At 71.3% G+C, this 25,840-nt stretch carries 24 protein-coding genes; 23 read left to right on the plus strand and 1 reads right to left on the minus strand.

All coding sequences use genetic code 11. The features are described 5' to 3' along the window. The first annotated feature begins 26 nt into the window (after window positions 1–26). The 18 genes from AC07PU_RS11735 to AC07PU_RS11820 all read left to right on the plus strand — a co-directional run bounded on the left by AC07PU_RS11735 (window position 27) and on the right by AC07PU_RS11820 (window position 18,452). On the plus strand, window positions 27–1,283 hold the full coding sequence (locus AC07PU_RS11735) for a D-amino acid dehydrogenase (protein ID WP_208511936.1): 1,257 nt from the start codon (window positions 27–29) through the stop codon (window positions 1,281–1,283). A 189-nt stretch (window positions 1,284–1,472) separates the two neighbouring features. Beyond that, window positions 1,473–2,456: a Bug family tripartite tricarboxylate transporter substrate binding protein gene (locus tag AC07PU_RS11740; RefSeq protein WP_296785064.1), complete on the plus strand. Its 984-nt coding sequence runs from the start codon at window positions 1,473–1,475 to the stop codon at window positions 2,454–2,456. A gap of 7 nt (window positions 2,457–2,463) precedes the next feature. Continuing rightward, on the plus strand, window positions 2,464–3,279 hold the full coding sequence (locus AC07PU_RS11745) for an SDR family oxidoreductase (RefSeq protein WP_495317644.1): 816 nt from the start codon (window positions 2,464–2,466) through the stop codon (window positions 3,277–3,279). A 33-nt stretch (window positions 3,280–3,312) separates the two neighbouring features. Then, window positions 3,313–3,861, plus strand: coding sequence for a cupin domain-containing protein (locus AC07PU_RS11750; protein ID WP_296785067.1), 549 nt, complete (start codon window positions 3,313–3,315; stop codon window positions 3,859–3,861). A gap of 11 nt (window positions 3,862–3,872) precedes the next feature. After that, window positions 3,873–4,730 carry an alpha/beta fold hydrolase gene (locus tag AC07PU_RS11755; protein WP_495318286.1) on the plus strand — a complete coding sequence of 286 codons (858 nt, stop codon included), beginning with the start codon at window positions 3,873–3,875 and terminating at the stop codon, window positions 4,728–4,730. 39 nt (window positions 4,731–4,769) lie between these two features. Further along, the gene (locus tag AC07PU_RS11760) at window positions 4,770–5,606 is read left to right on the plus strand and encodes an IclR family transcriptional regulator (protein WP_093344539.1); all 837 of its coding nucleotides are present in this window, start codon (window positions 4,770–4,772) and stop codon (window positions 5,604–5,606) included. A gap of 5 nt (window positions 5,607–5,611) precedes the next feature. Next, window positions 5,612–6,451, plus strand: a complete 840-nt coding sequence (locus AC07PU_RS11765) for an SDR family oxidoreductase (RefSeq protein ID WP_495317647.1) — start codon at window positions 5,612–5,614, stop codon at window positions 6,449–6,451. Beyond that, complete coding sequence (locus tag AC07PU_RS11770) at window positions 6,444–8,150, plus strand: thiamine pyrophosphate-binding protein (RefSeq protein WP_495317649.1); 1,707 nt, start codon at window positions 6,444–6,446, stop codon at window positions 8,148–8,150. Before AC07PU_RS11765 ends, AC07PU_RS11770 begins: the two co-directional genes overlap by 8 nt. A 32-nt stretch (window positions 8,151–8,182) precedes the next feature. Beyond that, window positions 8,183–8,980, plus strand: a complete 798-nt coding sequence (locus tag AC07PU_RS11775; RefSeq protein ID WP_495317651.1) for an aspartate dehydrogenase — start codon at window positions 8,183–8,185, stop codon at window positions 8,978–8,980. A gap of 8 nt (window positions 8,981–8,988) precedes the next feature. After that, complete coding sequence (locus AC07PU_RS11780) at window positions 8,989–10,464, plus strand: aldehyde dehydrogenase (RefSeq protein WP_208511445.1); 1,476 nt, start codon at window positions 8,989–8,991, stop codon at window positions 10,462–10,464. A 14-nt stretch (window positions 10,465–10,478) separates the two neighbouring features. Next, complete coding sequence (locus tag AC07PU_RS11785) at window positions 10,479–11,450, plus strand: VOC family protein (RefSeq protein WP_495317653.1); 972 nt, start codon at window positions 10,479–10,481, stop codon at window positions 11,448–11,450. A 14-nt stretch (window positions 11,451–11,464) separates the two neighbouring features. Beyond that, on the plus strand, window positions 11,465–12,451 hold the full coding sequence (locus AC07PU_RS11790; protein ID WP_495318288.1) for a Bug family tripartite tricarboxylate transporter substrate binding protein: 987 nt from the start codon (window positions 11,465–11,467) through the stop codon (window positions 12,449–12,451). A 31-nt stretch (window positions 12,452–12,482) separates the two neighbouring features. Further along, the gene (locus AC07PU_RS11795) at window positions 12,483–13,652 is read left to right on the plus strand and encodes an FAD-dependent monooxygenase (protein WP_495317655.1); all 1,170 of its coding nucleotides are present in this window, start codon (window positions 12,483–12,485) and stop codon (window positions 13,650–13,652) included. 29 nt (window positions 13,653–13,681) lie between these two features. Continuing rightward, window positions 13,682–13,903, plus strand: a complete 222-nt coding sequence (locus AC07PU_RS11800) for a recombinase-like helix-turn-helix domain-containing protein (protein ID WP_057595700.1) — start codon at window positions 13,682–13,684, stop codon at window positions 13,901–13,903. 10 nt (window positions 13,904–13,913) lie between these two features. Continuing rightward, on the plus strand, window positions 13,914–14,960 hold the full coding sequence (locus AC07PU_RS11805) for a Rieske 2Fe-2S domain-containing protein (protein WP_495317657.1): 1,047 nt from the start codon (window positions 13,914–13,916) through the stop codon (window positions 14,958–14,960). 17 nt (window positions 14,961–14,977) lie between these two features. After that, on the plus strand, window positions 14,978–15,946 hold the full coding sequence (locus tag AC07PU_RS11810; RefSeq protein WP_495317659.1) for a PDR/VanB family oxidoreductase: 969 nt from the start codon (window positions 14,978–14,980) through the stop codon (window positions 15,944–15,946). 48 nt (window positions 15,947–15,994) lie between these two features. After that, complete coding sequence (locus tag AC07PU_RS11815) at window positions 15,995–17,101, plus strand: porin (protein ID WP_495317661.1); 1,107 nt, start codon at window positions 15,995–15,997, stop codon at window positions 17,099–17,101. A 28-nt stretch (window positions 17,102–17,129) separates the two neighbouring features. Then, window positions 17,130–18,452 (plus strand): MFS transporter, encoded by a 1,323-nt coding sequence (locus AC07PU_RS11820; protein ID WP_495317663.1) that lies wholly within the window; start codon window positions 17,130–17,132, stop codon window positions 18,450–18,452. A gap of 12 nt (window positions 18,453–18,464) precedes the next feature. On the opposite strand, the gene AC07PU_RS11825 is transcribed toward AC07PU_RS11820, so the two are convergent. Further along, complete coding sequence (locus AC07PU_RS11825) at window positions 18,465–19,196, minus strand: ABC transporter substrate-binding protein (protein WP_093344510.1); 732 nt, start codon at window positions 19,194–19,196, stop codon at window positions 18,465–18,467. A gap of 205 nt (window positions 19,197–19,401) precedes the next feature. Between AC07PU_RS11825 and AC07PU_RS11830 the strand changes: the two genes are divergently transcribed. The 5 genes from AC07PU_RS11830 to AC07PU_RS11850 all read left to right on the plus strand — a co-directional run bounded on the left by AC07PU_RS11830 (window position 19,402) and on the right by AC07PU_RS11850 (window position 25,800). After that, entirely contained in the window at window positions 19,402–19,791 is a 390-nt protein-coding gene (locus AC07PU_RS11830; protein ID WP_093344508.1) for a response regulator, read from the plus strand. Continuing rightward, window positions 19,791–20,456, plus strand: coding sequence for a biliverdin-producing heme oxygenase (locus AC07PU_RS11835; RefSeq protein ID WP_495317666.1), 666 nt, complete (start codon window positions 19,791–19,793; stop codon window positions 20,454–20,456). Before AC07PU_RS11830 ends, AC07PU_RS11835 begins: the two co-directional genes overlap by 1 nt. A gap of 110 nt (window positions 20,457–20,566) precedes the next feature. Next, complete coding sequence (locus tag AC07PU_RS11840; protein WP_495317668.1) at window positions 20,567–22,837, plus strand: ATP-binding protein; 2,271 nt, start codon at window positions 20,567–20,569, stop codon at window positions 22,835–22,837. Next, window positions 22,830–23,288: a response regulator gene (locus AC07PU_RS11845; protein WP_093344502.1), complete on the plus strand. Its 459-nt coding sequence runs from the start codon at window positions 22,830–22,832 to the stop codon at window positions 23,286–23,288. Before AC07PU_RS11840 ends, AC07PU_RS11845 begins: the two co-directional genes overlap by 8 nt. Next, window positions 23,281–25,800: a response regulator gene (locus AC07PU_RS11850; RefSeq protein ID WP_495317671.1), complete on the plus strand. Its 2,520-nt coding sequence runs from the start codon at window positions 23,281–23,283 to the stop codon at window positions 25,798–25,800. The genes AC07PU_RS11845 and AC07PU_RS11850 overlap by 8 nt, the downstream gene beginning before the upstream one ends. The last annotated feature ends 40 nt before the right edge of the window (window positions 25,801–25,840 follow it).

The raw sequence follows: 25,840 nt of genomic DNA on the forward strand, positions 1-25,840 counted from the left end.
CCGGCTTCGGCAGCGGGAGGTCTTCGATGCGGGTTCTGGTCCTGGGCAGTGGTGTCATCGGCACCTCGGTGGCGTATTACCTGGCGCGCGACGGCCACGAGGTGACGGTGCTCGAACGCCAGCCGGCGCCGGCGCTCGAAACCAGCTTCGCCAATGCGGGCGAGGTCTCGCCCGGCTATTCGGCGCCCTGGGCCGGGCCCGGCGTGCCGCTCAAGGCCGTCAAGTGGATGCTGATGCAGCACAGCCCGCTGGTCATCAAGCCGATGCTCGATCCCGCCATGTGGCGCTGGGGGCTCGCGATGCTGCGCAACTGCACGCAGGCGCGCTACGAGGTCAACAAGGCGCGCATGGTGCGGCTGGCCGAATACAGCCGCGACTGCCTGAAGGCGCTGCGCGCCGACACCGGCATCGCCTACGACGAGCGCATGCAGGGCACGCTGCAGCTGTTTCGCAGCCAGCAGCAGCTCGACGGCAGCGCCAAGGACGTCGAGGTGCTGAAGGCCTCGGGCGTGCCCTACCAGCTGCTCGACCGCGACGGCTGCGTGGCGTACGAGCCCGCGCTGGCCGCGGTGCGCGAGAAGTTCGTCGGCGGCCTGCGGCTGCCGGGCGACGAGACCGGCGACTGCTTCAAGTTCACGCAGGCGCTCGCGGTGCTGGCCGAGGGCCATGGCGCCAGCTTCCGCTTCGGCGTGAACATCGAGGCCATCGAGCACGACGGCGGCGGCGTGACCGCGGTACGCACCGACGCCGGGCGCTTCGTCGCCGACCGCTACGTGCTCGCGCTCGGCAGCTACTCGCCCGCGCTCGCCAGGCCGCTGGGCATCGACCTGCCGGTGTATCCGGTCAAGGGCTTCTCGATCACGGTGCCGATCGCCGATCCGGCGGGCGCGCCCGAATCCACCGTGATGGACGAGACCTTCAAGGTCGCCGTGACCCGGCTCGGCGAGCGCATCCGTGTCGGCGGCACGGCCCAGCTTTCGGGCTTCGACCTGCGCCTCGATGCCGGCCGGCGCGACACGCTCGAGCACGTGGTGACCGATCTCTTCCCGCGCGGCGGCGACGTGGGCACGGCCAGCTTCTGGACCGGCCTGCGCCCGATGACGCCCGACGGCACGCCCGTGATCGGCGCCTGCCGCCTGCCGAACCTGCTGCTGAGCACGGGCCACGGCACGCTGGGCTGGACCATGGCGGCCGGCACCGGCCGCGTGATGGCCGACCTGGTCGGAGGGCGCGCGCCGGCGATCGACATGGAAGGCCTGACGGTCGCGCGCTACGGCGGCTGAGCGGCGCCGGTACGACGCACGGGCAGGGCGGTTCCGGAAGGAGCCGCCCTGTTTTCGCATGGGCAAAGCCGACTAGGGTTTCTACCTAGTTCTGAAGTTGTCTCGTTCGTTATCCTTCGTGGCGTTCCATTAATAAATCGTTGTTTCATTAGTAAAACAAACAGCGATTCACCCGAACCCCACGAACCCATGCCCCTCACTCGCCGCCACGCCCTTGCCGCCGCCGTCTGCGCGGCCGCCGCCAGCGCCACCGGGTCCGCCTGGGCCGATGCCTATCCGGCCAAGCCGATCACGCTGGTGGTCGCCTACCCGGCCGGCGGCGACACCGACGCGCTCGCGCGGCTGTTCGCCGAGAAGCTCGCCACGCGCGTCGGCCAGCCGGTGCTGGTCGACAACCGGCCCGGCGCCAGCGGCATCATCGGCAGCGCCTTCGTGTCGAAGGCCGCGCCCGACGGCTACACGCTGCTGCTCGCGCCCAGCACCTTCTCGATCGCACAGCTGGTGCTCAAGACCGGCGGCACCTCGGGCTACGACGTGCTCGCGGGCTTCACGCCGATCGTGCAGACCGGTAGCCAGCCGCTGTTCCTGGTGGCCGGTGCCGGCAGCGGCTTCGCGAGCCTGAAGGACGCGGTGGCCGCGGCCAGGCCGGGCAAGCCGCTCGGCTACGCGAGCCCGGGCAGCGGCTCGCCGATGCACATCCTCGGCGAGATGTTCGCGCGCGCCTCGGGCGCCAGCCTCGCGCACGTGCCCTACAAGGGCGTGGCGCCGGCGGTCAACGACGTGCTCGGCGGCCACGTGCCCGTCACCTTCATCACGCTGGGCCCGGTGGCGCCGTACTTCGCCAACGGCAAGCTGCGCGCGCTGGCCGTGGCCTCGGCCCAGCGCACGCCGCTCGCGCCCAACGTGCCCACGCTGGCGGAGCAGGGCTACAAGGACGTCGAGGTGACCGCCTGGAACGGCCTCTGGGGCCCGCGCAACCTGCCGCCGGAGATCGTGAAGACGCTCAACGGCCACTTCAACGAGATCCTCCGCATGCCCGAGATCGTCTCGCGCATGGCCGTGCTCGGCACCACGCCGGTGGGCGGCGAGGCCGAGGTGCTCGGCAAGACCAATGCCGCCGACTACGCGCGCTTCGGCAAGGTCATCAAGGAGCTCGGCATCCAGGCCGACTGAACCCGCCATGACCGAACTCAAGACCACTGCCGATCCCGCCAGCCTGCAGGCGCTGCTGGCCGAACTGCCGGCCAACCTGCTGGCCGGCCGCCGCGTGCTCGTCACCGGCGGCGCGCGCGGCCTCGGCCTCGCGTTCGCGCAATGCATCGCCGCGGCCGGTGCCGGCGTGGTGCTGGCCGACATCCTCGGCGAGCAGGCCGAAACGGAGGCCAAGGCGCTGCGCGACGCCGGCCGCCAGGCGCATGCGCTGGCCATCGACCTCGCGGACCCCGCCTCGATCGAGGCCGGCGCCGCCGAGGCGATCCGGCTGCTCGGCGGGCTCGACGGCCTGGTCAACAACGCCGCCATCACCAACTCGGGTGGCCGCGACGCGCACCAGCTCGAGATCGACATGTGGGACCGCGTGATGGCCGTCAACGTGCGCGGCAGCTGGCTCATGGGCCGCGCCTGCCGCGCGGCGCTGGCCGACAGCGGACGCGGCGCCGTCGTCAACCTCGCCTCCGACACCGCGCTGTGGGGCGCGCCGAACCTGCTGGCCTATGCCTCGAGCAAGGGCGCGGTGATCTCCATGACGCGCTCGCTGGCGCGCGAATGGGGCAGCGACGGCATCACGGTCAACGCCGTGGCGCCCGGCCTCACGCTGGTCGAGGCCACCGAGTACGTGCCGATGGCGCGCCACCAGAAATACCTCGAGGGCCGCGCCATCCCGCGCGAACAGCAGGCGGCCGACGTCTGCGGCGCCACCGTGTTCCTGCTCTCCGGCCTCGCGCGCTTCGTGACCGGCCAGTTGCTGGCCGTCAACGGCGGCTTCGCGATGCACTGAATCCCTTCCTCTTCGACCCAGGAGTCCCACACCATGAGCGATCTGTCCGAACAGCAAAAGATCAACGATGCCGGCAGCAACAGCCTGGCGCAGCCCGCAGGCAGCAGCCTCGCCGAGTGGATGGACAGCCGCATCGCGCGCTATTCGACCCGCAAGTACGACTGGGACGCGCTGAAGTTCCAGGCCGATTTCGATCCCAAGTTCCGCCGCGCCCAGATGCGCTACGTGGGCACGGGCGGCACCGGCGTCGCCAAGGACGTCAACACCGTGCCGGCCGAGCACTTCACCTTCTCGACCATGGTGATCCCCGCCGGCCACGAAGGCCCGCCGCACCTGCACACCGACGTGGAGGAAGTGTTCTTCCTGATCCGCGGCAAGCTCAAGGTGGTGATCGAGAAGGACGGCGAGCGCTTCGAGACCATCATGACCGACCGCGACCTGATCTCGGTGCCGCCCGGCGTCTACCGCGAGGAGATCAACATCGGCGACGAGGACGCGCTGATGTGCGTGATGCTCGGCGCCAAGAAGCCGGTGACGCCGACCTATCCGGCCGACCACCCGCTGGCCAGGATCAAGCGTTGAGCGCGACGGCCATGCAGACCATCGACATCCAGGCCTCGATGCCGCCCGCCGCCGAGCTGGCGCGGCTTGATGCGCGCTTCGCGGCCCGCGAGGTCGCGGTCGCGGGCGGTGCCCTGGTGTCGGTGCGCGAACGCGGGCAGGGCCCGGCGATCGTCTGCCTGCATGGCATCGGCTCGGGCGCGGCCTCGTGGCTCGAGGTCGCCGAGTTGCTCGCACCCGAAGCGCGCCTGATCGCCTGGGATGCACCGGGCTACGGCGCATCGACGCCGCTCGAGGCCGATGCACCGGTGGCCGCCGACTACGCGGCGCGCCTGGGCGCCTTGCTCGATGCGCTGCGCATCGAGTCATGCGTGCTGCTCGGCCATTCGCTCGGCGCGATCGTCGCCGCCGCGACCGCGCGCCGCGATGCGCGCATCCGCCGGCTGCTGCTGGTCAGCCCCGCCATCGGCTACGGCGCCGCGCAGCGCGCGGAGGCGCGCGCCAAGGTCCGCGCCGAGCGGCTCGCCACGCTCGAGCAGCTCGGCATCGCCGGCATGGCCGCGCAGCGCGCGGGCCGGCTGGTGTCCGACCAGGCCAGCGAGCTCGCGCGCCAATGGGTGCGCTGGAACATGGCGCGCCTGAACGACCGCGGCTACCGCCAGGCCGTCGAGCTGCTGTGCAACGCCGACCTGCTGGCCGAGCTGCCGCCGCCGATGCCGGTGCGCGTGGCCTGCGGCGCGCTCGATGCGGTCACGCCGCCGGCGGCCTGCGAGGAAGTGGCGCGGCGCTGCGGCGTGGCGCTCGAATTGGTGGACGATGCGGGCCACGCCGGCTATGTGGAGCAACCGCGGGCCGTCGCCGCGCTGCTGCGCGAATCGCTCGCGCACTGAGCGCCATCACCCCCTATCCAACCAAGGAAATCAAGAGACATGGCCACCAACGACAACGACGCGATGGACGAAGGCGCGGACCGCTACAACGTGCCCGCGCTCGAGCGCGGACTGCGCGTGCTGTGCGAGTTCAGCCGCGAGAGCCGCACGCTCTCGGCGCCCGAGCTGGCGCGCCGCTTCGACCTGCCGCGCTCGACCGTGTTCCGCCTGCTCACCACGCTCGAGAACATGGGCTTCCTCGAGCGCGCCGAGGGCGGGCGCGACTACCGCCTGGGCCTGGCCGTGCTGCGCCTGGGCTTCGAATACCTGGCCTCGCTCGAGCTCACGCAGCTCGGCACGCCGCTGCTCAACCGCCTGTGCGAGGAGCTGCGCACGCCCTGCAACCTGGTGGTGCGCGACGGCCGCTCGATCGTCTACGTCGCCAAGGTCGCGCCGCCCACTCCCTTCGCGAGCTCGGTCACCGTGGGCACGCGGCTGCCGGCCCATGCCACGGTGCTGGGCCGCATCCTGCTGGAGGACCTGACCCTGCCGCAGCTGCGCGCCCTCTATCCCGAGGACAAGCTCGAGACCTTCTCGCCGAGCACGCCGAAGACCGTCAACGAGCTGTTCGACATGGTGCAGGCCGACCGCCAACGTGGCTACGTGCTCGGCGAAGGCTTCTTCGAATCGAACATCTCGACCATCGCCGCGCCGGTGCGCGACCACGGCGGCCACATCGTGGCGGCGCTGGGCGCCACCATCACCTCGGGCCACATCGACGAGAACCGCATGGACGAGATGGTGCAGCGCGTGCGCGGCACGGCCGACGAGATCTCGGGCCTGCTCAACTACTCGCCCGCGCGCGCCGCCAAGGTGGTGCCGCTGCGCAGCGCCTGAGACCCATGGCCGCTTCTTCTTCCTCCTCCTTCTTCTTCGCCACCGATGCGCTGGCCGGCCGCGTGGCCGTGGTCACGGGCGGGTCGTCGGGCATCGGCCTGGCCACGGTCGAGCTGCTGCTGGCCTGCGGCGCCGCGGTCGCGCTGTGTGGCCGCAATGCCGAGCGGCTCGATGGCGCCGTGGCCGGCCTGCGCGCGCGCTTTCCCGAGGCGCGGCTGTTCGCGCAGTCCTGCGACGTGCTCGACGCCGCCGCGGTGCGCGCCTTCGCGGCCGCCAGCGAGGCCGCACTCGGCCCGGCCTCGATGTTGGTCAACAACGCGGGGCAGGGCCGGGTCTCGACCTTCGCCGACACCGACGACGAGGCATGGACGCAGGAGCTGCACCTGAAGTTCTTCTCGGTGATCCATCCCACGCGCGCCTTCCTGCCGCAGCTCGCGGCGCAGCGCGCCGTGCTCGGCGACGCCGCCATCGTCTGCGCCAACTCGCTGCTGGCGCGCCAGCCCGAGCCGCACATGGTCGCGACCTCGGCCGCGCGCGCGGGCCTCTTGAACCTGGTGCGCTCGATGGCGACCGAGTTCGCGCCGCAGGGCGTGCGCGTCAACGGCATCCTGATCGGCCTGGTCGAGTCGGGCCAGTGGCGCCGCCGCTTCGAGGCGCGCGAAGACAAGTCGCTGGACTGGGCCGCCTGGAGCGGCCAGCTCGCGAAGACCAAACACATCCCGCTGGGTCGCCTGGGGCTTCCGACCGAAGCCGCGCGCGCGATCCTGTTCCTTGCTTCCCCCCTCGCTTCCTACACGACGGGCAGCCACATCGACATCTCCGGAGGCCACTCCCGCCATGCATAACCCCCAGAACAACAACAGCCCCGTGACCGTGGGCGCGGTCGTCGCCGCCTTCCTCGAGCAGTGCGGCGTCAAGGCCGCCTTCGGCGTGATCTCGATCCACAACATGCCGATCCTCGATGCCTTCGCGCAGCGCGGCACGATCCGCTTCGTCTCGGCGCGCGGCGAGGCCGGCGCGGGCAACATGGCCGACGCCTATGCACGCTCCACCGCGAGCCTGGGCGTGTGCATCACCAGCACCGGCCCGGCCGCGGGCAACATCGCGGGCAGCCTGGTCGAGGCGCTGACCGCCGGCGCGCCGCTGCTGCACATCACCGGGCAGATCGAGACGCCCTACCTCGACAAGGGCATGTCGTACATCCACGAGGCGCCCGACCAGCTCACCATGCTCAAGGCGGTGTCGAAGGCGGCGCTGCGCGTGCGCAGCGTCGAGACCGTGCTCGGCACGCTCAAGCGCGCGGTGCAGCTCGCGCTGACCGCGCCCACCGGCCCGGTCAGCGTGGAGATCCCGATCGACATCCAGTCGGCGCTGACCACCATGCCGGCCGACCTGTCGCCGCTGCCCATCGAGCGGCCCGTTCCCTCGGCGGCCGGGCTCGACGCGCTGGCCGCGCGGCTCGCCGCCGCGAAGCGTCCGCTGCTGTGGATCGGCGGCGGCGCGCGCCATGCCCGCGCCGCGATCCAGCGGCTGCAGAAGCTGGGCTTCGGCGTGGTCACGACCACGCAGGGCCGCGGCACCGTGCCCGAGGACGATGCCGGCTCGCTCGGCGCCTACAACATCCAGAAGCCGGTCGAGGCCTTCTACCAGAGCTGCGATGCGCTGCTGGTCGTCGGCTCGCGGCTGCGCGGCAACGAGACGCTCAAGTACGAACTCAAGCTGCCGCGCCCGCTCTACCGCATCGATGCCGACGCGGCCGCCGAAGGCCGCTGCTATGCCTCCGAGGCCTTCGTCTGCGGCGACTCGGCGCTCGCGCTCGAGGGCCTGGCCGATCGCCTCGAGGCGGCGGGCTACCGCGCCGATCCGCAACTGCTGGTCGACCTGCGCGTCGCGCACGAGCAGGCGGTGGCGACGCTGCGCGACGGCCTCGGCCCTTACGCCGAACTCGTGCGCCGCCTGCAGTCGGCGGCCGGCCGCCAGTTCAACTGGGTGCGCGACGTGACGGTCTCCAACAGCACCTGGGGCAACCGCGAGCTGCGCATCTTCGAACCGAGCGCCGGCGTGCACGCCACGGGCGGCGGTATCGGGCAGGGCATGCCGATGGCGATCGGCGCGGCCATCGGTGCCGCGGTCACCGGTTCGGGCCGCAAGACCTTCTGCCTGGCCGGCGACGGCGGCTTCATCCTCAACCTCGGCGAGCTGGCCTGCATGGTGCAGGAGAAGGCGCCGATGGCCATCGTGCTGATGAACGACCAGAGCTACGGCGTGATCAAGAACATCCAGGACGCGCAGTACGGCGGCCGCCAGTGCTATGCCGAGCTGCACACGCCCGACTACGAACTGCTGTGCCGGTCGATCGCGCTGCCGCATGCGCGCGTGAAGGACCTGGCCGAGCTGCCGGCGCGGCTCGACGAGGCGCTGTCCACCGACGGCCCCTTCCTGCTCGAGATCGACATGCTGTCGATCGGCGGCTTCAAGACCAGCTTCGCGGGCCCGCCGACCAACACGGTCACGCAGATTCCCGCGCTCGGCACGGCCAAGTGACAGTAGAAGTGACAGCGAGCGAGGCCCGATCCATGACCGCCCCCACGCGCATCGCCCTGGTCGGCTGCGGCGCCATCGGCACCGCGGTGCTCGAACTGCTGCGCGACGACCCGGCCCTGAAGGTGACGACGATCGTCGTGCCCGCCGACGGCGCCGAAACCGCGCGCCAGGCCGCGCCCGGCGCGCAGGTGCTCGCCGCGGTGCCGGCCGAAGGCATCGACCTCGTGGTCGAGACCGCGGGCCATGCGGCCATCGAGCAGCACGTGCTGCCGGCGCTGGAACGCGGCACGCCCTGCGTGGTCGCCTCGGTGGGCGCGCTGTCGGCGGCCGGCTTCGCCGAACGGCTCGAGGCCGCGGCGGTCGCGGGCCGCACCCAGGTGCAGCTGATTCCGGGCGCCATCGGCGCGATCGACGCGCTGGCCGCGGCCCGCATCGGCGGCCTGGCCAGCGTGCGCTACACCGGCCGCAAGCCGCCGAAGGCCTGGAAGGGTACGCCGGCCGAGCAGGGGCTCGACCTCGATGCGCTGGCGCAGGCCACCGTCATCTTCGAGGGCAGCGCGCGCGAGGCGGCCTTGCTCTATCCGAAGAATGCCAACGTCGCGGCCACCGTCTCGCTCGCGGGGCTGGGGCTCGACCGCACGCAGGTGCGGCTGATCGCCGACCCGGCCACCGCCGAGAACGTGCACACCGTCGAAGCCGAGGGCGCCTTCGGCAGCTTCGAGCTGACCATGCGCAACAAGCCGCTCGCGGCCAATCCCAAGACCTCCGCGCTGACCGTCTACAGCGCCGTGCGCGCGCTGCGCAACCGCGTCGCGGCGCTCGCCATCTGAGCCATCCCATGATTTCTTCCGAACTTCTTCCGATCTGCATCGCCGGCGAATGGCGCCTGGGCGGCGGCGACATTTACGAGAGCCTTTACCCCGCCACCGGCGAACCGATCGCGCGCCTGCGCGCCGCGAGCCTGGCCGACGTCGAGGAGGCCATCGCGGGCGCCGACCGTGCCTTCCGCACCAGCGGCTGGGCCCAGCGCCTGCCGCACGAGCGCGCCACCGTGCTGCACCGCGTGGCGCAGCTGATCCGCGACGAGGCCGAGTCGCTGGCGCAGAAGCAGCGCCTCGACAACGGCAAGCCGATCAACGAGACGCGCAACCTCGTGGCGAGCGCCGCGGGCACCTTCCAGTTCTTCGCGGCCGCGCTCGAGACGCTCGAGGAAAGCATCACCCCGTCGCGCGGCGCCTTCGTCACGATGAGCGTGCACGAGCCCATGGGCGTGGTCGCGGCGATCACGCCATGGAACTCGCCGATCGCGAGCGAGGCGCAGAAGCTCGCGCCCGCGCTGGCGGCCGGCAATGCGGTGGTGGTGAAACCCGCCGAGGTCACGCCGCTGATGGCGCTCGAGCTGGCGCGCATCTGCGAACAGGCCGGCGTGCCCAGGGGCATCGTCAGCGTGCTGCCGGGCCGGGGCTCGGTGATCGGCGATGCGATCACCAAGCATCCGCTGGTCAAGCGCGTGTCCTTCACCGGCGGCACCACCACCGGCAAGCACATCGCCCACATCGCGGCCGACAAGATGATGCCGGTGTCGCTCGAGCTCGGCGGCAAGTCGCCGACCATGGTGCTCGAGGACGCGGACCTCGACCATGCCGTCAACGGCGTGCTCTACGGCATCTTCAGCTCGTCGGGCGAATCGTGCATCGCGGGCTCGCGGCTGTTCGTGGCGCGCGGCATCTACGACGAGTTCCTCACGCGGCTGGCCGAGGGCGCGAACGCGTTGCGCGTGGGCGACCCGGCCTCGGAGCGCACGCAGATGGGCCCGCTGATCACGGCGAAGCACCGCGAGGGCATCGAGCGCTACGTGGAACTCGGCGTGTCCGAGGGCGGCCGCATCCGCACCGGCGGCGTGCGTCCGCAGGGCGCCGGCTACGACAGCGGCTACTTCTACCGGCCGACCATCATCGAAGGCCTGGACAACCACGCGCGCACCAGCCAGGAGGAGATCTTCGGCCCGGTGCTGGTCGCGATGCCCTTCGACGACGAGGCCTCGCTGATCGCGCAGGCCAACGACAGCGTCTATGCGCTGGCTGCGGGCGTGTGGAGCCGCGACTTCAAGCGCGCCTGGAAGCTCGGCCGCGCGGTACAGGCCGGCACGGTCTGGGTCAACACCTACAAGCAGTTCTCGGTCTCCACGCCCTTCGGCGGCTGGCGCGACAGCGGCCTGGGCCGCGAGAAGGGCCGCGAAGGCATCTTCCAGTACATGGAGCAGAAGAGCATGTACTGGGGCACCAACGAACAACCGCTCGCGTGGGCGAACTGAACAGAGGCCACACCATGAGCGTTCTAGGCATCGACCAGATCACCTACGGGGCGGACGACCTGCCCACCTGCCGCCGCTTCTTCGAGGACTGGGGCCTCGCGCTGAAGTCCGAGGCGCCCGGCGAACTCGTCTTCGAGTGCCTCAACGGCTGCCGGGTCGTCGTTGCGGCGTCGAGTGACGTGAACCTGCCGCCCGCGATGGAAGAGGGCCCGACCCTGCGCGAGGTGGTGTGGGGCGTGGAGAGCGAGGCCGACCTCGAGCGCTACGCCGCCGCCATCGCGAACGATCCGGGCTTCCTCGACGCCAGCATCGACGGCGCGCGCCGCATCGGCTGCATCGATCCCAACGGCCTGGCCGTGCGCCTGCAGGTGAGCCGCAAGCATGCCGTCGAGGTCGACTGCGGCGCGATGAACACCTGGAACACCAAGCCGCGCCTCAACCAGCCGGCGCCGATCTACGAGCGCGCCACGCCGATCGAGGTCGGCCATGTGGTGTTCTTCGTCGGCGACGTGAAGGCCACGAGCGCCTTCTATGCCGAGCGCTTCGGCTTCGTCGGCTCCGACAGCTATCCGAACCGCGGCGCCTTCATGCGCTGCGCGCCCGACGGCGGCCACCACGACCTGTTCCTGCTGCAGATTCCCTCGGGCAAGCGCGGGCTCAACCATGTGGCGTTCACCGTGCGCGACATCCACGAGGTGTTCGGCGGCGGGCTGCACTTCTCGCGTCAGGGCTGGGACACGCAGCTCGGCCCGGGCCGGCACCCGGTCTCCTCGGCCTACTTCTGGTATTTCAAAAACCCGGCCGGCGGCCTGATCGAGTACTACGCCGACGAGGACCAGCTCACGGCCGACTGGCAGCCGCGCGAGTTCGAGCCGGGCCCGACGGTGTTCGCCGAATGGGCGGTCGATGGCGGCCTCGACGGCCACACGCGGCGCCAGAAGAACGCGGAGGGGCCGAAGGGCGCCTTCCTCACCGAGAAGAAATGACGGTTCCGATCACCATGCAACGACGCTTCTCCCTCTCCCTCCTGTTCGCGGCGCTGGCTACCATCGCCTTGCCCGCGGCTGCGCAAAGCGATGTGCACAAGCAACTGGCCGCCGAGCGCTTCACCATCGTCTCGCCGTTTCCGCCCGGTGGGCCGGTCGACACGCTGGCGCGCATGCTGTCCGACGGCCTCGCCAAGCGCTATGGCCAGGCGGCCGTGGTCGACAACCAGGTCGGCGCGGCCGGCAACATCGGCATGGAGAAGGTCAAGCGCGCCAAGGGCGACGGCCACACGCTGCTGGTGATCCCGGCCGGCAACGTCACGATCAATCCCACGCTGATGCCGAACTTCCCGTTCGACATGCAGAAGGACTTCGTGCCGATCACCATGCTGGCGAAGGCGCCCAACGTGCTGGTGGCATCGCCGGCCTCGGGCATCAAGAGCGTGAAGGAGCTGGTGGCGCAGGCCAAGGCCAAGCCGGGCACGCTGTCGTATGCCTCGCCGGGCGTGGGCAGCGGGCTGCACCTGGCGGGCGAGCTGTTCAAACAGCAGGCCGGCATCGACCTGCTGCACGTGCCCTACAAGGGCACGCCGCCCGCGCTCAACGACGTGCTCGGCGGCTCGGTGCCGCTGATGTTCAGCAACCTGCCCGCGACCCTGCCGTTCATCGGCAACGGCAAGCTGATCGCGCTCGGCGTGACCGAGGCCGTGCGCAGCCCCGCCGCGCCCGACATCCCCACCCTGGCGGAGCAGGGCATCCAGGGCGTGGCCGTGACCTCGTGGTACGGCCTGATGGCACCGCGCGGCACGCCGGCGGCGGTGGTCGACCAGCTCGCGAAGGACGCGGCCGAGATGCTGGCCCAGCCCGAGGTGCGCGAGCGCCTGAAGGCGCAGGGCATGACCGGCGCCGCGATGAAGCCGGCCGAGTTCGCCGCGCACATCCGCGACGAGACGGCCGTCTGGGCCCGCATCGTCAAGGCGCGAAACATCGTGGCCGAATGAGCCGCGAACAAGAAGGAAGAGACACACACCCATGAACACCAGCGAATCCACCATCGGCATCGTCGGCGCCGGCATCGGCGGCCTGGCCGCCGCCATCGCGCTGCGCCGCGCCGGCCACGACGTGGTCGTGTTCGAGCAGGCGAAGCAGTTCGCGCGCGTCGGCGCCGACATCAACCTCACGCCCAACGCGGTGCGCGCGCTCGACGGCCTCGGCGCCGGCGAGGCGGCCCGCGTGACCGCCGCGCGGCCCTCGCATCGCATCAGCCGCACCTACGACAGCGGCGAGGAGACCTCGCGCCTCGAGATGGCCGAATCGGCCGAGGCACGCTACGGCGCGCCGCAGCTCACGATCCACCGCGCCGACCTGCTGGCCGCGCTGGCCCAGATGTTCCCGGCCGAGCGCGTGGCACTGGCCAGGCGCGCCGAGCGCATCGCGGCCGACGAGGGCGGCGTGACGATCTCCTTCACCGACGGCAGCGAGGCCCGCGTGGGCGCGCTGATCGGCGCCGACGGCATCCACTCCTGCGTGCGCAACGCGATGTTCGGCGCCGAGAGCCCGCGCTTCACCGGCATCGTGGCCTACCGCGCCGTGGTGCCGGCCGAACGCGTGGCCGGCCTGCCGAACCTCGGCGCCTTCACCAAGTGGTGGGGGCCGAATCCGCAGAGCCAGATCGTCACCTTCCCGCTCAACCGCGGCAAGGACATCTTCATCTTCGCGACCACGCCGCAGGACAGCTGGCAGCTCGAATCCTGGACCGCGCCCGGCGACGTGGACGAGCTGCGCGCGCAGTACACGGCCTACCACCCCGAGGCGCGCGCGCTGCTCGATGCCTGCGACACGGTGCTCAAGACCGCGCTCTACGAACGCGACCCGATGCCCGCCTGGGCGCGCGGCCGCATGGCGCTGATCGGCGATGCCGCGCATCCGATGCTGCCGTTCATGGCGCAGGGCGCGGGCATGGCGATCGAGGACGCGGTGGTGCTCGCGCGCCATCTCGAGGGCGTGGCCATGGACGGCATCGCCGCCGCGCTGGCCGACTTCGAGACCGCCCGCATCGAGCGCGCGAGCCAGGTGCAGCTCGGCTCGCGCGGCAACAACTGGCTGCGCGAGGGCGACAACGCCGACTGGGTCTACGGCTACGACGCCTGGACCGCGCCGCTGGCGACGCCCGCGATGGCCTCGATGGCCGCGACCGTTTGAAGAATTCCACCTCACCCACGGAGGACCCCATGCCACAAGACCGCTACCTGCAACCGCACCAGGCGCGCCAGCGCCCGGCCACCACCTACGAAGACCTGCTGGGCGACGTGATCGAACGCGCCTTCGCCGACGGCATCCACGACCTGCCGGGCCTGGTGCAGCGGCTCAACGACAGCGGCCTGGCCACGCCCGGCGGCCTGGCCTGGACCGAGGCGCTGTACCGCAAGGAAATGGCCACGCTGGCCGGCTGAGGAGACACCCATGAGCATCGCCATCCAACCCGTTTCCGCAGACCCGGTCGACCACCTGCTCGAGATCGGCCTCAAGGACCTCTGGTATCCGATCTGCCCCTCGCACTTCATCAAGGAGAACCCCGTCTCGCTGCGCCGCCTGGGCCGCAAGCTCGCGCTGTGGCGCGACGGCGAGGGCGTGCTGCATGCGCTCGAGGACCGCTGCCCGCACCGCGGCGCGCCGCTGTCGCAGGGCGTGGTGCTCGGCGACCGGCTCTCCTGCCCCTACCACGGCGTGGAGGTGCGGCACGACGGCGTGGTCACGCGCGTGCCCGGCAGCCCGGGCTGCAAGCTCGAGGGCTCGAAGGCCACGCGCCACTTCCACGTGCAGGAGCGCGCGGGCGCGGTGTTCCTCTACAACGCGAAGGAGCCGGTCGACGTGCCGCCGCCGCTGGTGCTGCCCGAGCAGCTGACCGACGACGCCGAGTATTCGAGCTTCCTCTGCTACACCGAGTGGAAGGGCGACTACCGCTACGTGCTCGACAACGTGATGGACCCGATGCACGGCACCTACCTGCACAAGCAGTCGCACTCGATGGCCGAGGGCGACTCGAGCGCCAAGTTCGGCATCCGGCCGACCGACATCGGCTTCGTGTTCGAGAAGGAAGGCCAGCGCAACGTCAACTTCGACTGGACGGAATGGGCCGACACCGGCATCCACTGGATGCGGCTGGAGATCCCGTACCCGAAGACCGGCGGCCCCGGCGGCAACTTCATCATCGTCGGCGCCTTCTCGCCGATCGTGAAGGGCATGACCGCCACCTTCTTCTGGCGCGTGCGCAAGCTGGCGCCGGGCTGGCAGCGCGACACCTGGCGCTTCCTCTACCGCAACCGGCTCGAGGCGCGCCACTGGCACGTGCTCGAGCAGGACCGCGTGATGCTCGAGGAGATGGAGGCCGACGCCAACCAGCACGAGAACCTCTACCAGCACGACCTGGGCATCGTGCGACTGCGCCGCCACATGCGCAACCTGGCGGTGGCGCAGCTCGCGCAAGCGGCCGAGCCGGTCACCGCCTGAGCGAGGAAGCGATCGCCATGTCTTCTCCCACGCTGAACGCCCTCGTGCACACGATGCGCTACGAGGCCGACGGCATCGTGAGCGTCGAGTTCCGGCCGGCCACGCCCACGGTGGACTTTCCCGCTTTCGAGGCCGGCTCGCACATCGACCTGCACCTGCCCAACGGCCTGGTGCGCAGCTACTCGCTGTGCAACCCGGCCAGCGATCGCCAGCGCTACGTGGTGGGCGTGCTCAACGACCGCAAGAGCCGCGGCGGCTCGCGCTATGTGCACCAGCAATTGCGCGTGGGCATGACCCTGCCGATCTCGGCGCCGCGCAACAACTTCGCGCTCGAGGAGGACGCTCGGCGCTCGGTGCTGGTGGCCGGCGGCATCGGCGTCACTCCCATCTGGTGCATGCTGCAGCGGCTCGCGTCGCTCGGGCGGCCGGTCGAGCTGGTCTATTGCGCGCGCAGCCGCAAGGAAGCGGCCTTCGTCGAGGCCATCGAGGCGCTGGCGCGCGAGAAGGCCATCGAACTGAGCTGGCACTTCGACGACGAGCAGGGCGCGCCGCCCGATCTCGCGCAGCTGCTGGCAGGGCGCGGCACCGACAGCCATTACTACTGCTGCGGACCCACGCCGATGCTCGATGCCTTCGAGCGCAACTGCGAGCAGCTGGGCTATGCCAACGTGCACATCGAGCGTTTCGCTGCGGTCCACGTGGAGGCACCGGCCGCCACGCAAAGCTGCGTGGTGGCCTGCGCGAAGAGCGGGCGCGAGGTCGAGGTGCCCGCGGGCAAGTCGATCCTCGACAGCCTGATCGATGCCGGCCTCGACCCCGACCACAGCTGCAAGGAAGGCGTGTGCGGCGCCTGCGAGACGGCCGTGCTCGAAGGCGAGATCGACCACCACGACGGCATCCTCACCAAGGCCGAACGCGCGGCCAACAAGACCATGATGATCTGCGTGTCGCGCTGCAAGGGCGCGCGCCTGGTGCTCGATATCTGATTCCCCTCCCAGGCCTCAGGCCAGAAGAAAAACCACCCGAGACATTCCATGAAAAAGTACTTGCTCACGCTGGTTTCGATCAGCGCGGCTGGCGGAGCGCTGGCCCAATCCTCCCTCACGATCTTCGGCGTGGTCGACGCCGCCGTCACCTACACGCGCGGCAGCGGGCCCGGCGCGGGCAGCAAGACGCAGCTCACGAACAGCGGCAACATGTTCAGCCGGCTCGGATTCCGCGGCACCGAGGACCTCGGCGGCGGGCTGTCGGCGGGCTTCTGGCTCGAGATGGGGCTGCAGAACGACAGCGCGCTGGGCTTTCCGTCGAACTCGAACAACCAGGCCAGCGGCAACGGCACGCCCGGCGTGCTGAGCTTCAACCGCCGCGCCACCGTGAGCTTCGCGGGACCCTTCGGCGAGATCCGCCTGGGCCGCGACTACGTGCCGGCGTTCTGGAACACCGCGATCTACGACCCCTTCGGCACCGGCGGCGGCATCGGCGCCAACCAGCTCTACTTCTCGGGCCTGGGCGGCCTCACGGCGCCGACCGGCACGCGCGCCTCCAACAGCGTGGGCTACCTGCTGCCGGGCGGCCTCGGCGGCTTCTACGGCCAGGTGATGTACGCGATGGGCGAGAACGAGTCGACCTCGGTGCTGCCGGGCACGCTGGTGTCGAACAAGCGCGACGGCAACCACGCCGGCCTGCGCGTGGGCTATGCCGACGGCGGCTTCAACATCGCGTTGGCGACCGGCAAAACGCGCTACGCGAGCGGCGACCTGCGCGTGACCAACCTCGGCGCCTCCTACACCTTCGGCCCGTCGCTGATGAATTTCAAGCTCACGGGCGAGCTCTACGGCGAATCGAAGGGCAGCACCGATGCCAAGGGCGCGCTGATCGGCTTCCACCTGCCGATCGGGCCCGGCGAGATCAAGGGCTCGTATGCGCGCTACCGGCTCGAGCCCTTCGGCGCGCTGCGCAACCCCACCTCGTCGAAGCTCGCGCTGGGCTACGTGCACAACCTGTCGAAGCGCACCGCGCTCTACGCCACGGTGGCGCGCATCAGCAACAGCAACGGCGCGGCCGCGGCCCTCACGGGCGCGATCACGGCGCCGAACCGGTCCTCGAGCGGCACCGAGTTCGGCATGCGCCACATGTTCTGAGGGCCGCATCGCGCGCCCGGAAAGTCCCATGCGAAGCCAGAGCAAGAACCTCCGCTGGTACGGCGTGATCACGCTGTTCCTGATCGTCGCGATCTCCTACGTGGACCGCATCAACATCGCGGTGCTGATCACCGACGCCGACTTCCTGCGCCACGTGGGCATCGCGCCGGACGACCGGGTGCGCCAGGGCTTCCTCGCGACGGCCTTCATGCTGGGCTACGGCATCTCGGCCTTCGTGCTCACGCCGTTCTGCTCGGCGCTGTTCGGCGTGCGGCGCAGCCTGATCTTCGGGCTGGTGCTCTGGGGCGTGGTGACCTGGGCCTCGCCGCTGTTCCACAGCTACGGGCTGCTGCTGGCCTCGCGCGTGCTGCTGGGCGTGTCGGAGGGGCCGCTGTTCTCGCTGGCCTCGTCGTACATCAAGGCGCATTTCCGCGGCGACGAGAACGGCAAGCCCAACGCGATCGTCAACATGGGCACCGGGCTCGGGCTGGCGCTGGGCTTTCCGCTCGTGGGCTGGCTGCTCGCGCAGTACGCCTGGGACACCTCATTCCACGTGCTGGGCGTGCTCAACATCGTGCTGGGCATTCCGCTGGTGCTGGCCTTCGTGCGCATGCCGGCGGGGCAGGGCGATGCGATAGCTCCGAAGTCCTTCGGCGACGCGATGGCGCGCGTGGGCGGCATCGTGAAGGGCGCGCTGCAGACGCGCCACCTGTTCCTGATCACGCTGCTGACCTCGGCCGCGCTGGCCTACCTCTGGGGCAGCAGCAACTGGCTGCCGACCTACCTGCGCGAGGCACGCGGCTTCTCGCTGCGCGAGATGGGCTGGCTGGCCTCGCTGCCGCAGTACGCGACCGTGCTCGCGGTGTTCGTGGGCGGCGTGCTGGTCGACCGGCTGGGCCGCGCGCGCGTGCCCTTCATCTTCATGGGCGCCAGCGCGGGCGTGGCGCTGTCGGTGCTGCTGGCGATCAGCGCGCACGATCCCTACGTGGCGGCCTGCTGCCTGGTGGCGGCGAACTTCTTCTGGGGCCTGCAGAGCCCGGCGATCCCGAGCACGGTGCAGCACTGCGCGCGGCCCGAGCACACGGCCAGCGCCTTCGGCGTGACCAACGGCGTGGGCAGCCTGGTGGCGGGTTTCATGCCGGTGCTGATGGGCGGGGTGATCGGCGCGCTGTCGTCGGCCGGCGCGGCGGGCCATGGCGCCGGCGGTGGATCGGCGGCGGGCTTCTTCGCGGGCTTCGCGCTGCTGATCGGCACCCAGGTGGTGGTGTTCGGCTGCGGGCTGGCGCTGTGGCGGCGCGACCGCGCACCGGCCGTGGCCGGCCGCGCCGAAGCCGTCTCCCGGGCGTCCTAGCCCGGACCGGGATCAGGGCGCGACGCTCGCGCCCTCGATGCCGTGGCGCTGCAGCGCCTCGGCCACGAAGCCGCTGGCCTTCATCTCCTCGACGAAGGCCGCGAGCAGGGCCTGGGCCTCGGCGCCGCGGCTGGCCGGCGTGCCCATGGCCTGCTGGATCACCATGAAGCGGCCCGGCAGCAGGCGCACGCCCGAGGAGCGCTGCGCCTCGGTCTCGAGCAACTGGCGGATGCCGGCCGCCACGTCGACCTGGCCCGCGCGCAGCGCCGAGAGCACGGCCTGCGCGCCCTGCACGCGCACCAGCTCGGCCTGGTGGATCTCGCGCGTGAGGAACAGGTCGTAGGCGCTGCCCGCTCCGACCGCGATGCGGTGGCCGGGCGTGTCGACCTCGGCGTTGTCCTGCAGCTCGGAGCCGTCGCGCACCAGGTAGCTGCCCTCGATCAGCACGTAGGGCGCGGTGAAGCGCAGGCCCTCGCTGCGCGCCGGGTCGATCGCGAAGAAGCCGATGTCGGCGCGCTCGGCCCGGACCGCGTCGACCGAGGCCGCGGCCTTGTCGAACACCACCAGCTCGACGCCCACGCCGAGGCGGCGCGCGAACTCGTGGGCCAGGTCGATCGACACGCCGACCGGCTGGTAGCTCACCGGGTGCTTGTTGGCGAGGATCGGGTTGCCGAGGTTGATCGAGGCGCGCAGCGTGCCGCTGGGCGCGAAGGCGGTGACGAGGGCGGGGGAGATCTGGGTCATGGCAGTCCGTCGGAGGGAGGCGCGCGAGCGGCCGGCGCGGCCCTGGAGTTTACGGGCGCGGCGCCGGGCCCGCCGGTCGCCTGCCGTCCGGCGCGCCCGGGCGGCCGAAATTCCTACTTGGGCTGAAGGTTCTCGCTCACCGGATGTTCAGCCCTATCGCGTAGGCTCGCTGCATCCGAAAAAAATACCGAGGCTGTCGCCCATCGTGCCGATCTCCACCTTTCTCGTCGAAGACAACCCCCTCATCCGCCACAACCTGATCGCCGCCATGGAGGACGAAGCCGACATCCTGCTGGTGGGCACGGCCGCCACCGAGGCCGAGGCCATAGAGCGGCTCGACGCCTGCGATCCGCCCTGGGAGCTGCTGGTGGTCGACCTGTTCCTCGAGGAAGGCTCGGGCCTCGGGATCGTCAAGCGCTACCGCGAGCGCCGCGCCGGCCAGCGCGTGGTGGTGCTGACCAACTACGGCACCGACGACATCGCGGGCTGGGCGCGCGAGCTCGGCGCCGACGCGGTGTTCGACAAGTCGGCCGGGCTCGACGACTTCTTCTCCTTCTGCGCCGGACTCGGGGCCGAGGCCCCGGGCGCGCGCTGATGGCGGCGCCCGGACCGGCGGCCTCCGTCGCGCTGCAGCCGCTGCGCGAGGCCACGCGCGAACTGCACCACGCGCTCGACAGCCGGCTGCGCATCGGCGGCGAGGACGCCACGCTGGCCGACTATGCCGAGCACCTGCGCGCGCTGCGGCCCTGGCTGGGGGCCGTGCGGAGCGCGCTGGCGGCCTCGGGCGTCGCGGCGCTCGAGGCGGTGGCGCGGCAGCTCGCGCTGCGCCTCGAGGCGCTCGAACTCGACCTGCGCGATCTGCGCGATGCGCAGGCGGCCGGGCCGGCCACGCCGCCCGCCCTGCCGGACAGCGCGGCGCTCGCCGCGCAGGCCACCGACCCCGGCTTCGCCTGGGGCCTGGCCTACGTGGTCGAAGGCTCGCGGCTCGGCGGCAGCGTGATGCACCGCCGGCTGGCGCCGCGGCTCGCGCCGCATCCGATGCGCTACTTCGCGCCCGTCGGTGCCGAGGACGGCACGCCCGCGCACTGGCGCCGCTTCGTCGCCCAGCTCGGCGAGGCGCTGCGCGACCGCGCGGCCGTGCAGTCGGCGCAGCGCGGCGCGGTGGCGGGCTTCGAGGCGCTGATGCCGTGCTTCGGCCTCGCGCGCGACGGCGGAACCGCGCCGTCCCCAAGCCGCGCCGCCAGCCTGCATGCCGGGTAGGAATCGGCCGACGAAGCGGCCCCCGGGGCCGCTGGCATGATCGATCCGACCCCGATTGATCCCCCTCCAACCCCGTGCCGGCCGATCCGGCCCCGTCCTTCCCTTCGAAAGTGTCAGCACTTCCCACGTCCTCGAACCCTCACCAGCCCGCTGCCGTTTCCGGCTCGCCGGACGCGGCCGACCTGACGAGCTGCGATCTCGAGCCGATCCGCGTGCCGGGCTCGATCCAGCCGCACGGCCGCATGCTGGTGCTGGCGGCCGAGGGCCTGGAGCGGCTGGCCTGGAGCGACAACTGGCCCGAGGGCGAAGCCGCCGCCGCGGCGCAGAGCCTGCGCGGCATGGCGCTGCCGGTGCTGCAGCCCGGCGCCTCGCCGGTGTCGCTGGGCGCGTTCGAGATCGACGGCCGCCTGTTCGACGTGGCGGTGCACCGCACCGAACAGCACCTGATCGCCGAGTTCGAGGCCGCGAAGCCGGCCGCGGGCAACGAGGCGCCGATCTATGCGCTGAGCCGCGTCCTGCTGCCCGCGCTGCAGCAGGCGCGCGACGTGGACGAACTCACCGGGCTGGTCGCGCGCGCGATGAAGCAGCTCACGGGCTTCGGCCGCTGCCTGGTCTACCGCTTCGATGCCGCGGGCCACGGCGAGGTGCTGGCCGAGGCGGCCGACGCGGGCTACGACAGCTACGTCGGCCACCACTTCCCGGCCTCCGACATTCCGCAGCAGGCGCGCGCGCTCTACCTGGTCAACCACTTCCGGCTGATCGCCGACGCCAACTACCGCCCGGTGCCGCTGGTCTCGAGCGACGCGGCGCTGGCGCCGACCGGCATCGACCTCTCGCAGGCGCAGTTGCGCAGCGTGTCGCCGATTCACCTCGAGTACATGCGCAACATGGGCACCCTGGCCTCGATGTCGGTGTCGATCGTGGTGCGCGGCCAGCTCTGGGGCCTGATCTCCTGCCACGACCACGACCCGCGCTTCCTCGACACCGCGACCCGGCTGGCCTGCGAGCACATGGGCCAGCTGCTGTCGATGCAGATCGACGCCAAGCAGACCCACGGCGAGGTGGCCGACCGGCTCGAGCTGCGGCAGCTCACGCTGCAGACCGTGTCGCAGCTCGCCGACAGCGACGCCACCCTGCGCCGGCTGGTCGAGGAGGGCTCCCTGCTGTTGCGCGTGGCGCGCGCCACCGGCGCGGCCGTGGTGCTCGACGACGCGGTCTGGACCGTGGGCGACGTTCCCGACGAAGCGCGGGTCCAGGAGCTCGCGCATTGGATCGCCGGGCTCGGCGTCGAGGTCTACGACAGCGATTCGCTGGCCGGGCATTTCAAGCCCTTCGCCGACTGCGAGGCGGTCGCGGCCGGCGTGCTGGCGATCTCGATCTCGCAGGTGCACCGCCACCTGATCCTGTGGTTCCGGCCCGAGATCGTGCAGACGGTGCAATGGGCCGGCGATCCGCGCAAGCCGATGGTGCCGAATGGCCAGCGCATGCATCCGCGGCTGAGCTTCCAGAGCTGGGTCGAGCACATCCGCGGGCACTCCAATCCCTGGTCGGCGGCCGAGGTGGGCGCGGCCGTCGAGCTGCGCCAGGCGCTGATCGGCATCGTGCTGCGGCGCGCCGAGGAACTCGCGGCCGTGGCGACCGAACTGGGCCGCGTGAACCGCGAGCTCGAGGCCTTCTCGTACACCGTCTCGCACGACCTGCGCGCGCCCATGCGCCACATCGCGGGCTATGTCGACCTGGTGACCCAGACCGAGGGCCAGCAACTGACCGACCGCGCGCGGCGCTACCTGGGCCACGTGAAGGACGCGGCGGCCTTCGCGGGCCAGATGGTCGACGCGCTGCTCGACTTCTCGCGCATGGGTCGCGCCGCGCTGCAGAAGCGCACGGTCGACACGCCCTCGCTGGTCGAGGGCCTGGTGCGCGAGCTGGTGCGCATCGAGCCGGCCCGCGCCATCGAATGGCGCGTGGAGCCGAACCTGCCGCCGCTGTACGCCGACCCGCTGCTGCTGCAGGTCACGGTGCGCAACCTGCTGGCCAACGCGGTCAAGTACTCGCGCACCCGCGAGCCCGCCGTGATCACGGTGCGCGCGGTGCGCAACGACGCCGGCACCGGCCTCGAGGTCGAGGACAACGGCGTGGGCTTCCAGATGAAGTACGTCGACAAGCTGTTCGGCGTGTTCCAGCGGCTGCACCAGGCCGAGGAGTTCGAGGGTACCGGCATCGGCCTGGCCAACGTGAAGCGGATCGTGGAGCGGCATGGCGGCACGGTGTGGGCGCGCGGCGAACTGGGCGCGGGCGCCTGCTTCGGCTTCGTGCTGCCGGGCGCGGAGGCGGATGGAACGAATTCGAGCAACGCAACTGACGGAGAAGAGGATGCTTAAGCCGATCCTGCTGGTCGAGGACGACAAGCGCGACCTGGAACTGACCCTGGTGGCCCTGGAGCGCAGCCAACTGGCGAACGACGTGGTCGTGCTGCGCGACGGCGCGCAGGCGCTCGACTACCTCAAGCGCGAGGGCGAGCACGCCGATCGCGCCGAAGGCAACCCGGCCGTGATCCTGCTCGACCTGAAGCTGCCCAAGGTGACCGGCCTGGAGGTGCTGCAGGAAGTGCGCGCCTCGGCGACGCTGCGCAGCATCCCGGTGGTGATGCTGACCTCGTCGCAGGAGGAATCGGACGTGCTGCGCAGCTACGAGCTCGGCGTCAACGCCTATGTGGTCAAGCCGGTGGCTTTCGACCGGTTCGTCTCGGCGATCGCCGACCTCGGGGTGTTCTGGGCCGTGCTCAACGAACCGCCGCCGGGGTCGCTCAAGGCCACCCGGCGCCATGAGTAGCGGCACGGCTTCCACGACGGCCCCCGACATCCTCGTCCTCGAGGACTCGCGCTTCGACGTCGAACTGTTGACCGAGGCGCTGGTCGCCGCGCTCCCCGGGGCGCGCGTGACCGTGGTGTGCGACGAGGAGGGCTTCACGGGCGCGCTGGAGAGCGCGCGCTACCAGCTGATCCTGTCGGACTACGAGCTGCCGGGCTTCTCGGGCGCGCATGCGCTCGAGATCGCGCGCGCGGTGGCGCCGCTCACGCCCTTCATCTTCGTCTCGGGCGTGATCGGCGAGGACAACGCGGTCGAGCTGCTCAAGCGCGGCGCCACCGACTACGTGAGCAAGGGCCGGCTGGCGCGGCTGCCGGTGGTGATGGAGCGCGCGCTCAAGGAGGCGGCCGACCGCGAGGCCAAGCAGGCGGCCGAGGCCAAGCTGCGCGTGGCCCACGAGATCTTCGGGGCCGCCGAGTCGCGGCGGCTGGCGCTGATCGAGCTCAGCGACCGCATCCGCGACATGGACGGCATCTGCGAGATCGCCTACACCGCCTCGCAGATGCTCGGCATGCAGCTGCAGGTGGACCGCGCGGGCTACGGCGTGGTGAACAAGGCGGCCGAGACCATCGAGATCGAGCGCGACTGGACCGCGCCCGGCGTCAAGAGCCTGGCCGGCACGCTGCACTTTCGCGACTACGGCAGCTACATCGACGACCTGCGCCAGGGCACGACGGTGGCCTTCGCCGATGCCCACGACGACCCGCGCACGCGCGCCACCGCCCATGCGCTCGACGGCATCGGCGCGCGCGCCGTGGTCAACATGCCGCTGACCGAGCGCGGCGGGCTGGTCGGGCTGCTCTATCTCAACCACGGCAGCGCGCGCGCCTGGTCGCGCGACGAGCTCGACTTCACGCGCGAGGTCGGCGAGCGCATCCGCTCGGCGATCGCGCGGCGCGAGGCGCAGCTCGAGCTGCAGGCCTTCGCCGAATCGTTGGCGCGCGAGGTCGAGGTGCGCACGCGCGAGCGCGACCGCACCTGGGAGCTGAGCCAGGACCTGCTGGCCGTGGCCAACGGGCAGGGCAGCTTCGAGAGCGTGAATCCCGCCTGGGAGGCGGTGCTCGGCTGGAGCCGCCAGGAGCTGATGGCGATGCCGTTCCGCCAGCTGGTGCATCCCGACGACCTGGCCGCGACCGAGGCCGAGCTCGCGCGGCTGGCCAAGGGCGAGCGCACGCGCGGCTTCGAGAACCGCTACCGCGCCAAGGACGGCAGCTACCGCTGGCTGTCGTGGACCGCGGTGCCCGAGGGTGGCCTCAACTACTCGGCCGCGCGCGACATCACGCAGCAGAAGGAGCGCGCCGCCGAACTCGACGCGGCGCGCGAGCAGCTGCGCCAGAGCCAGAAGCTCGAGGCCGTGGGCCAGCTCACGGGCGGCCTCGCGCACGACTTCAACAACCTGCTGGCCGCCATCGGCGGCAGCCTGGAGCTGATGCGCCGGCGCGGGCTCGAGGGGCGGCAGGCCGACCTCGAGCGCTACATCGGCGTGGCGCACGGCGCGGTCAAGCGCGCGGCCGCGCTCACGCACCGGCTGCTGGCCTTCTCGCGCCGGCAGACGCTGGAGCCCAAGTCGGTCAACCTCAACCGCCTCGTGAACGGCATGGAAGACCTGCTGCGCCGGACCCTGGGCCCGGGCATCGCGCTCGAGAACGTGGCCGCCGTCGGCCTGTGGAACGTGCATGCCGACCCGAGCCAGCTCGAGAACGCGCTGCTCAATCTGTGCATCAACGCGCGCGACGCCATGCCCGAGGGCGGAACGCTGGTGGTCGAGACCGCCAACCGCTGGGTCGACGCGCGCACCGCGCCGGCCCGCGACCTGCCCGAGGGCCAGTACGTGTCGCTCACGGTCAGCGACAACGGCGTGGGCATGAGCGCGGAGGTGGCCGCGCGCGCCTTCGATCCCTTCTTCACCACCAAGCCCATCGGCATGGGCACGGGGCTCGGCCTGTCGATGATCTACGGCTTCGCCAAGCAGTCGGGCGGGCAGGTGCGCATCTATTCCGAGGTCGGCCAGGGCACCTCGGTCAGCATCTACCTGCCGCGCCACGACCGCACGGAGGAGAACACCACGGAGGCCGAACAGGTCGAGACCGCGCCGCGCGCCGACCGCGGCGACACCGTGCTGGTGGTCGACGACGAGGCCTCGCTGCGCATGCTGATCGTGGAGGTGATGCAGGGCCTGGGCTATGCCACGCTCGAGGCCGGCGACGGTGCCGATGCGCTGCGCATCCTCGAGTCGAACCAGCGCATCGACCTGCTGCTGACCGACGTCGGCCTGCCCGGCGGCATGAACGGCCGCCAGGTGGCCGATGCCGCGCGCACCCTGCGCACCGGCCTCAAGGTGCTGTTCATCACCGGCTATGCCGAGAACGCCGTGCTGAGCCATGGCCACCTGGCGCCCGGCATGCACGTGATGACCAAGCCCTTCGAGATGGATGCGCTGGCCAAGCGGGTCAAGACGCTGATCGAATCGCGCTGAGGGCAGGGATGTTCGCCCGCCGCTAGGATCGGCGGGTCCT

The sequence above is a fragment of the Variovorax sp. GW821-FHT10D07 genome, assembly GCF_059415325.1.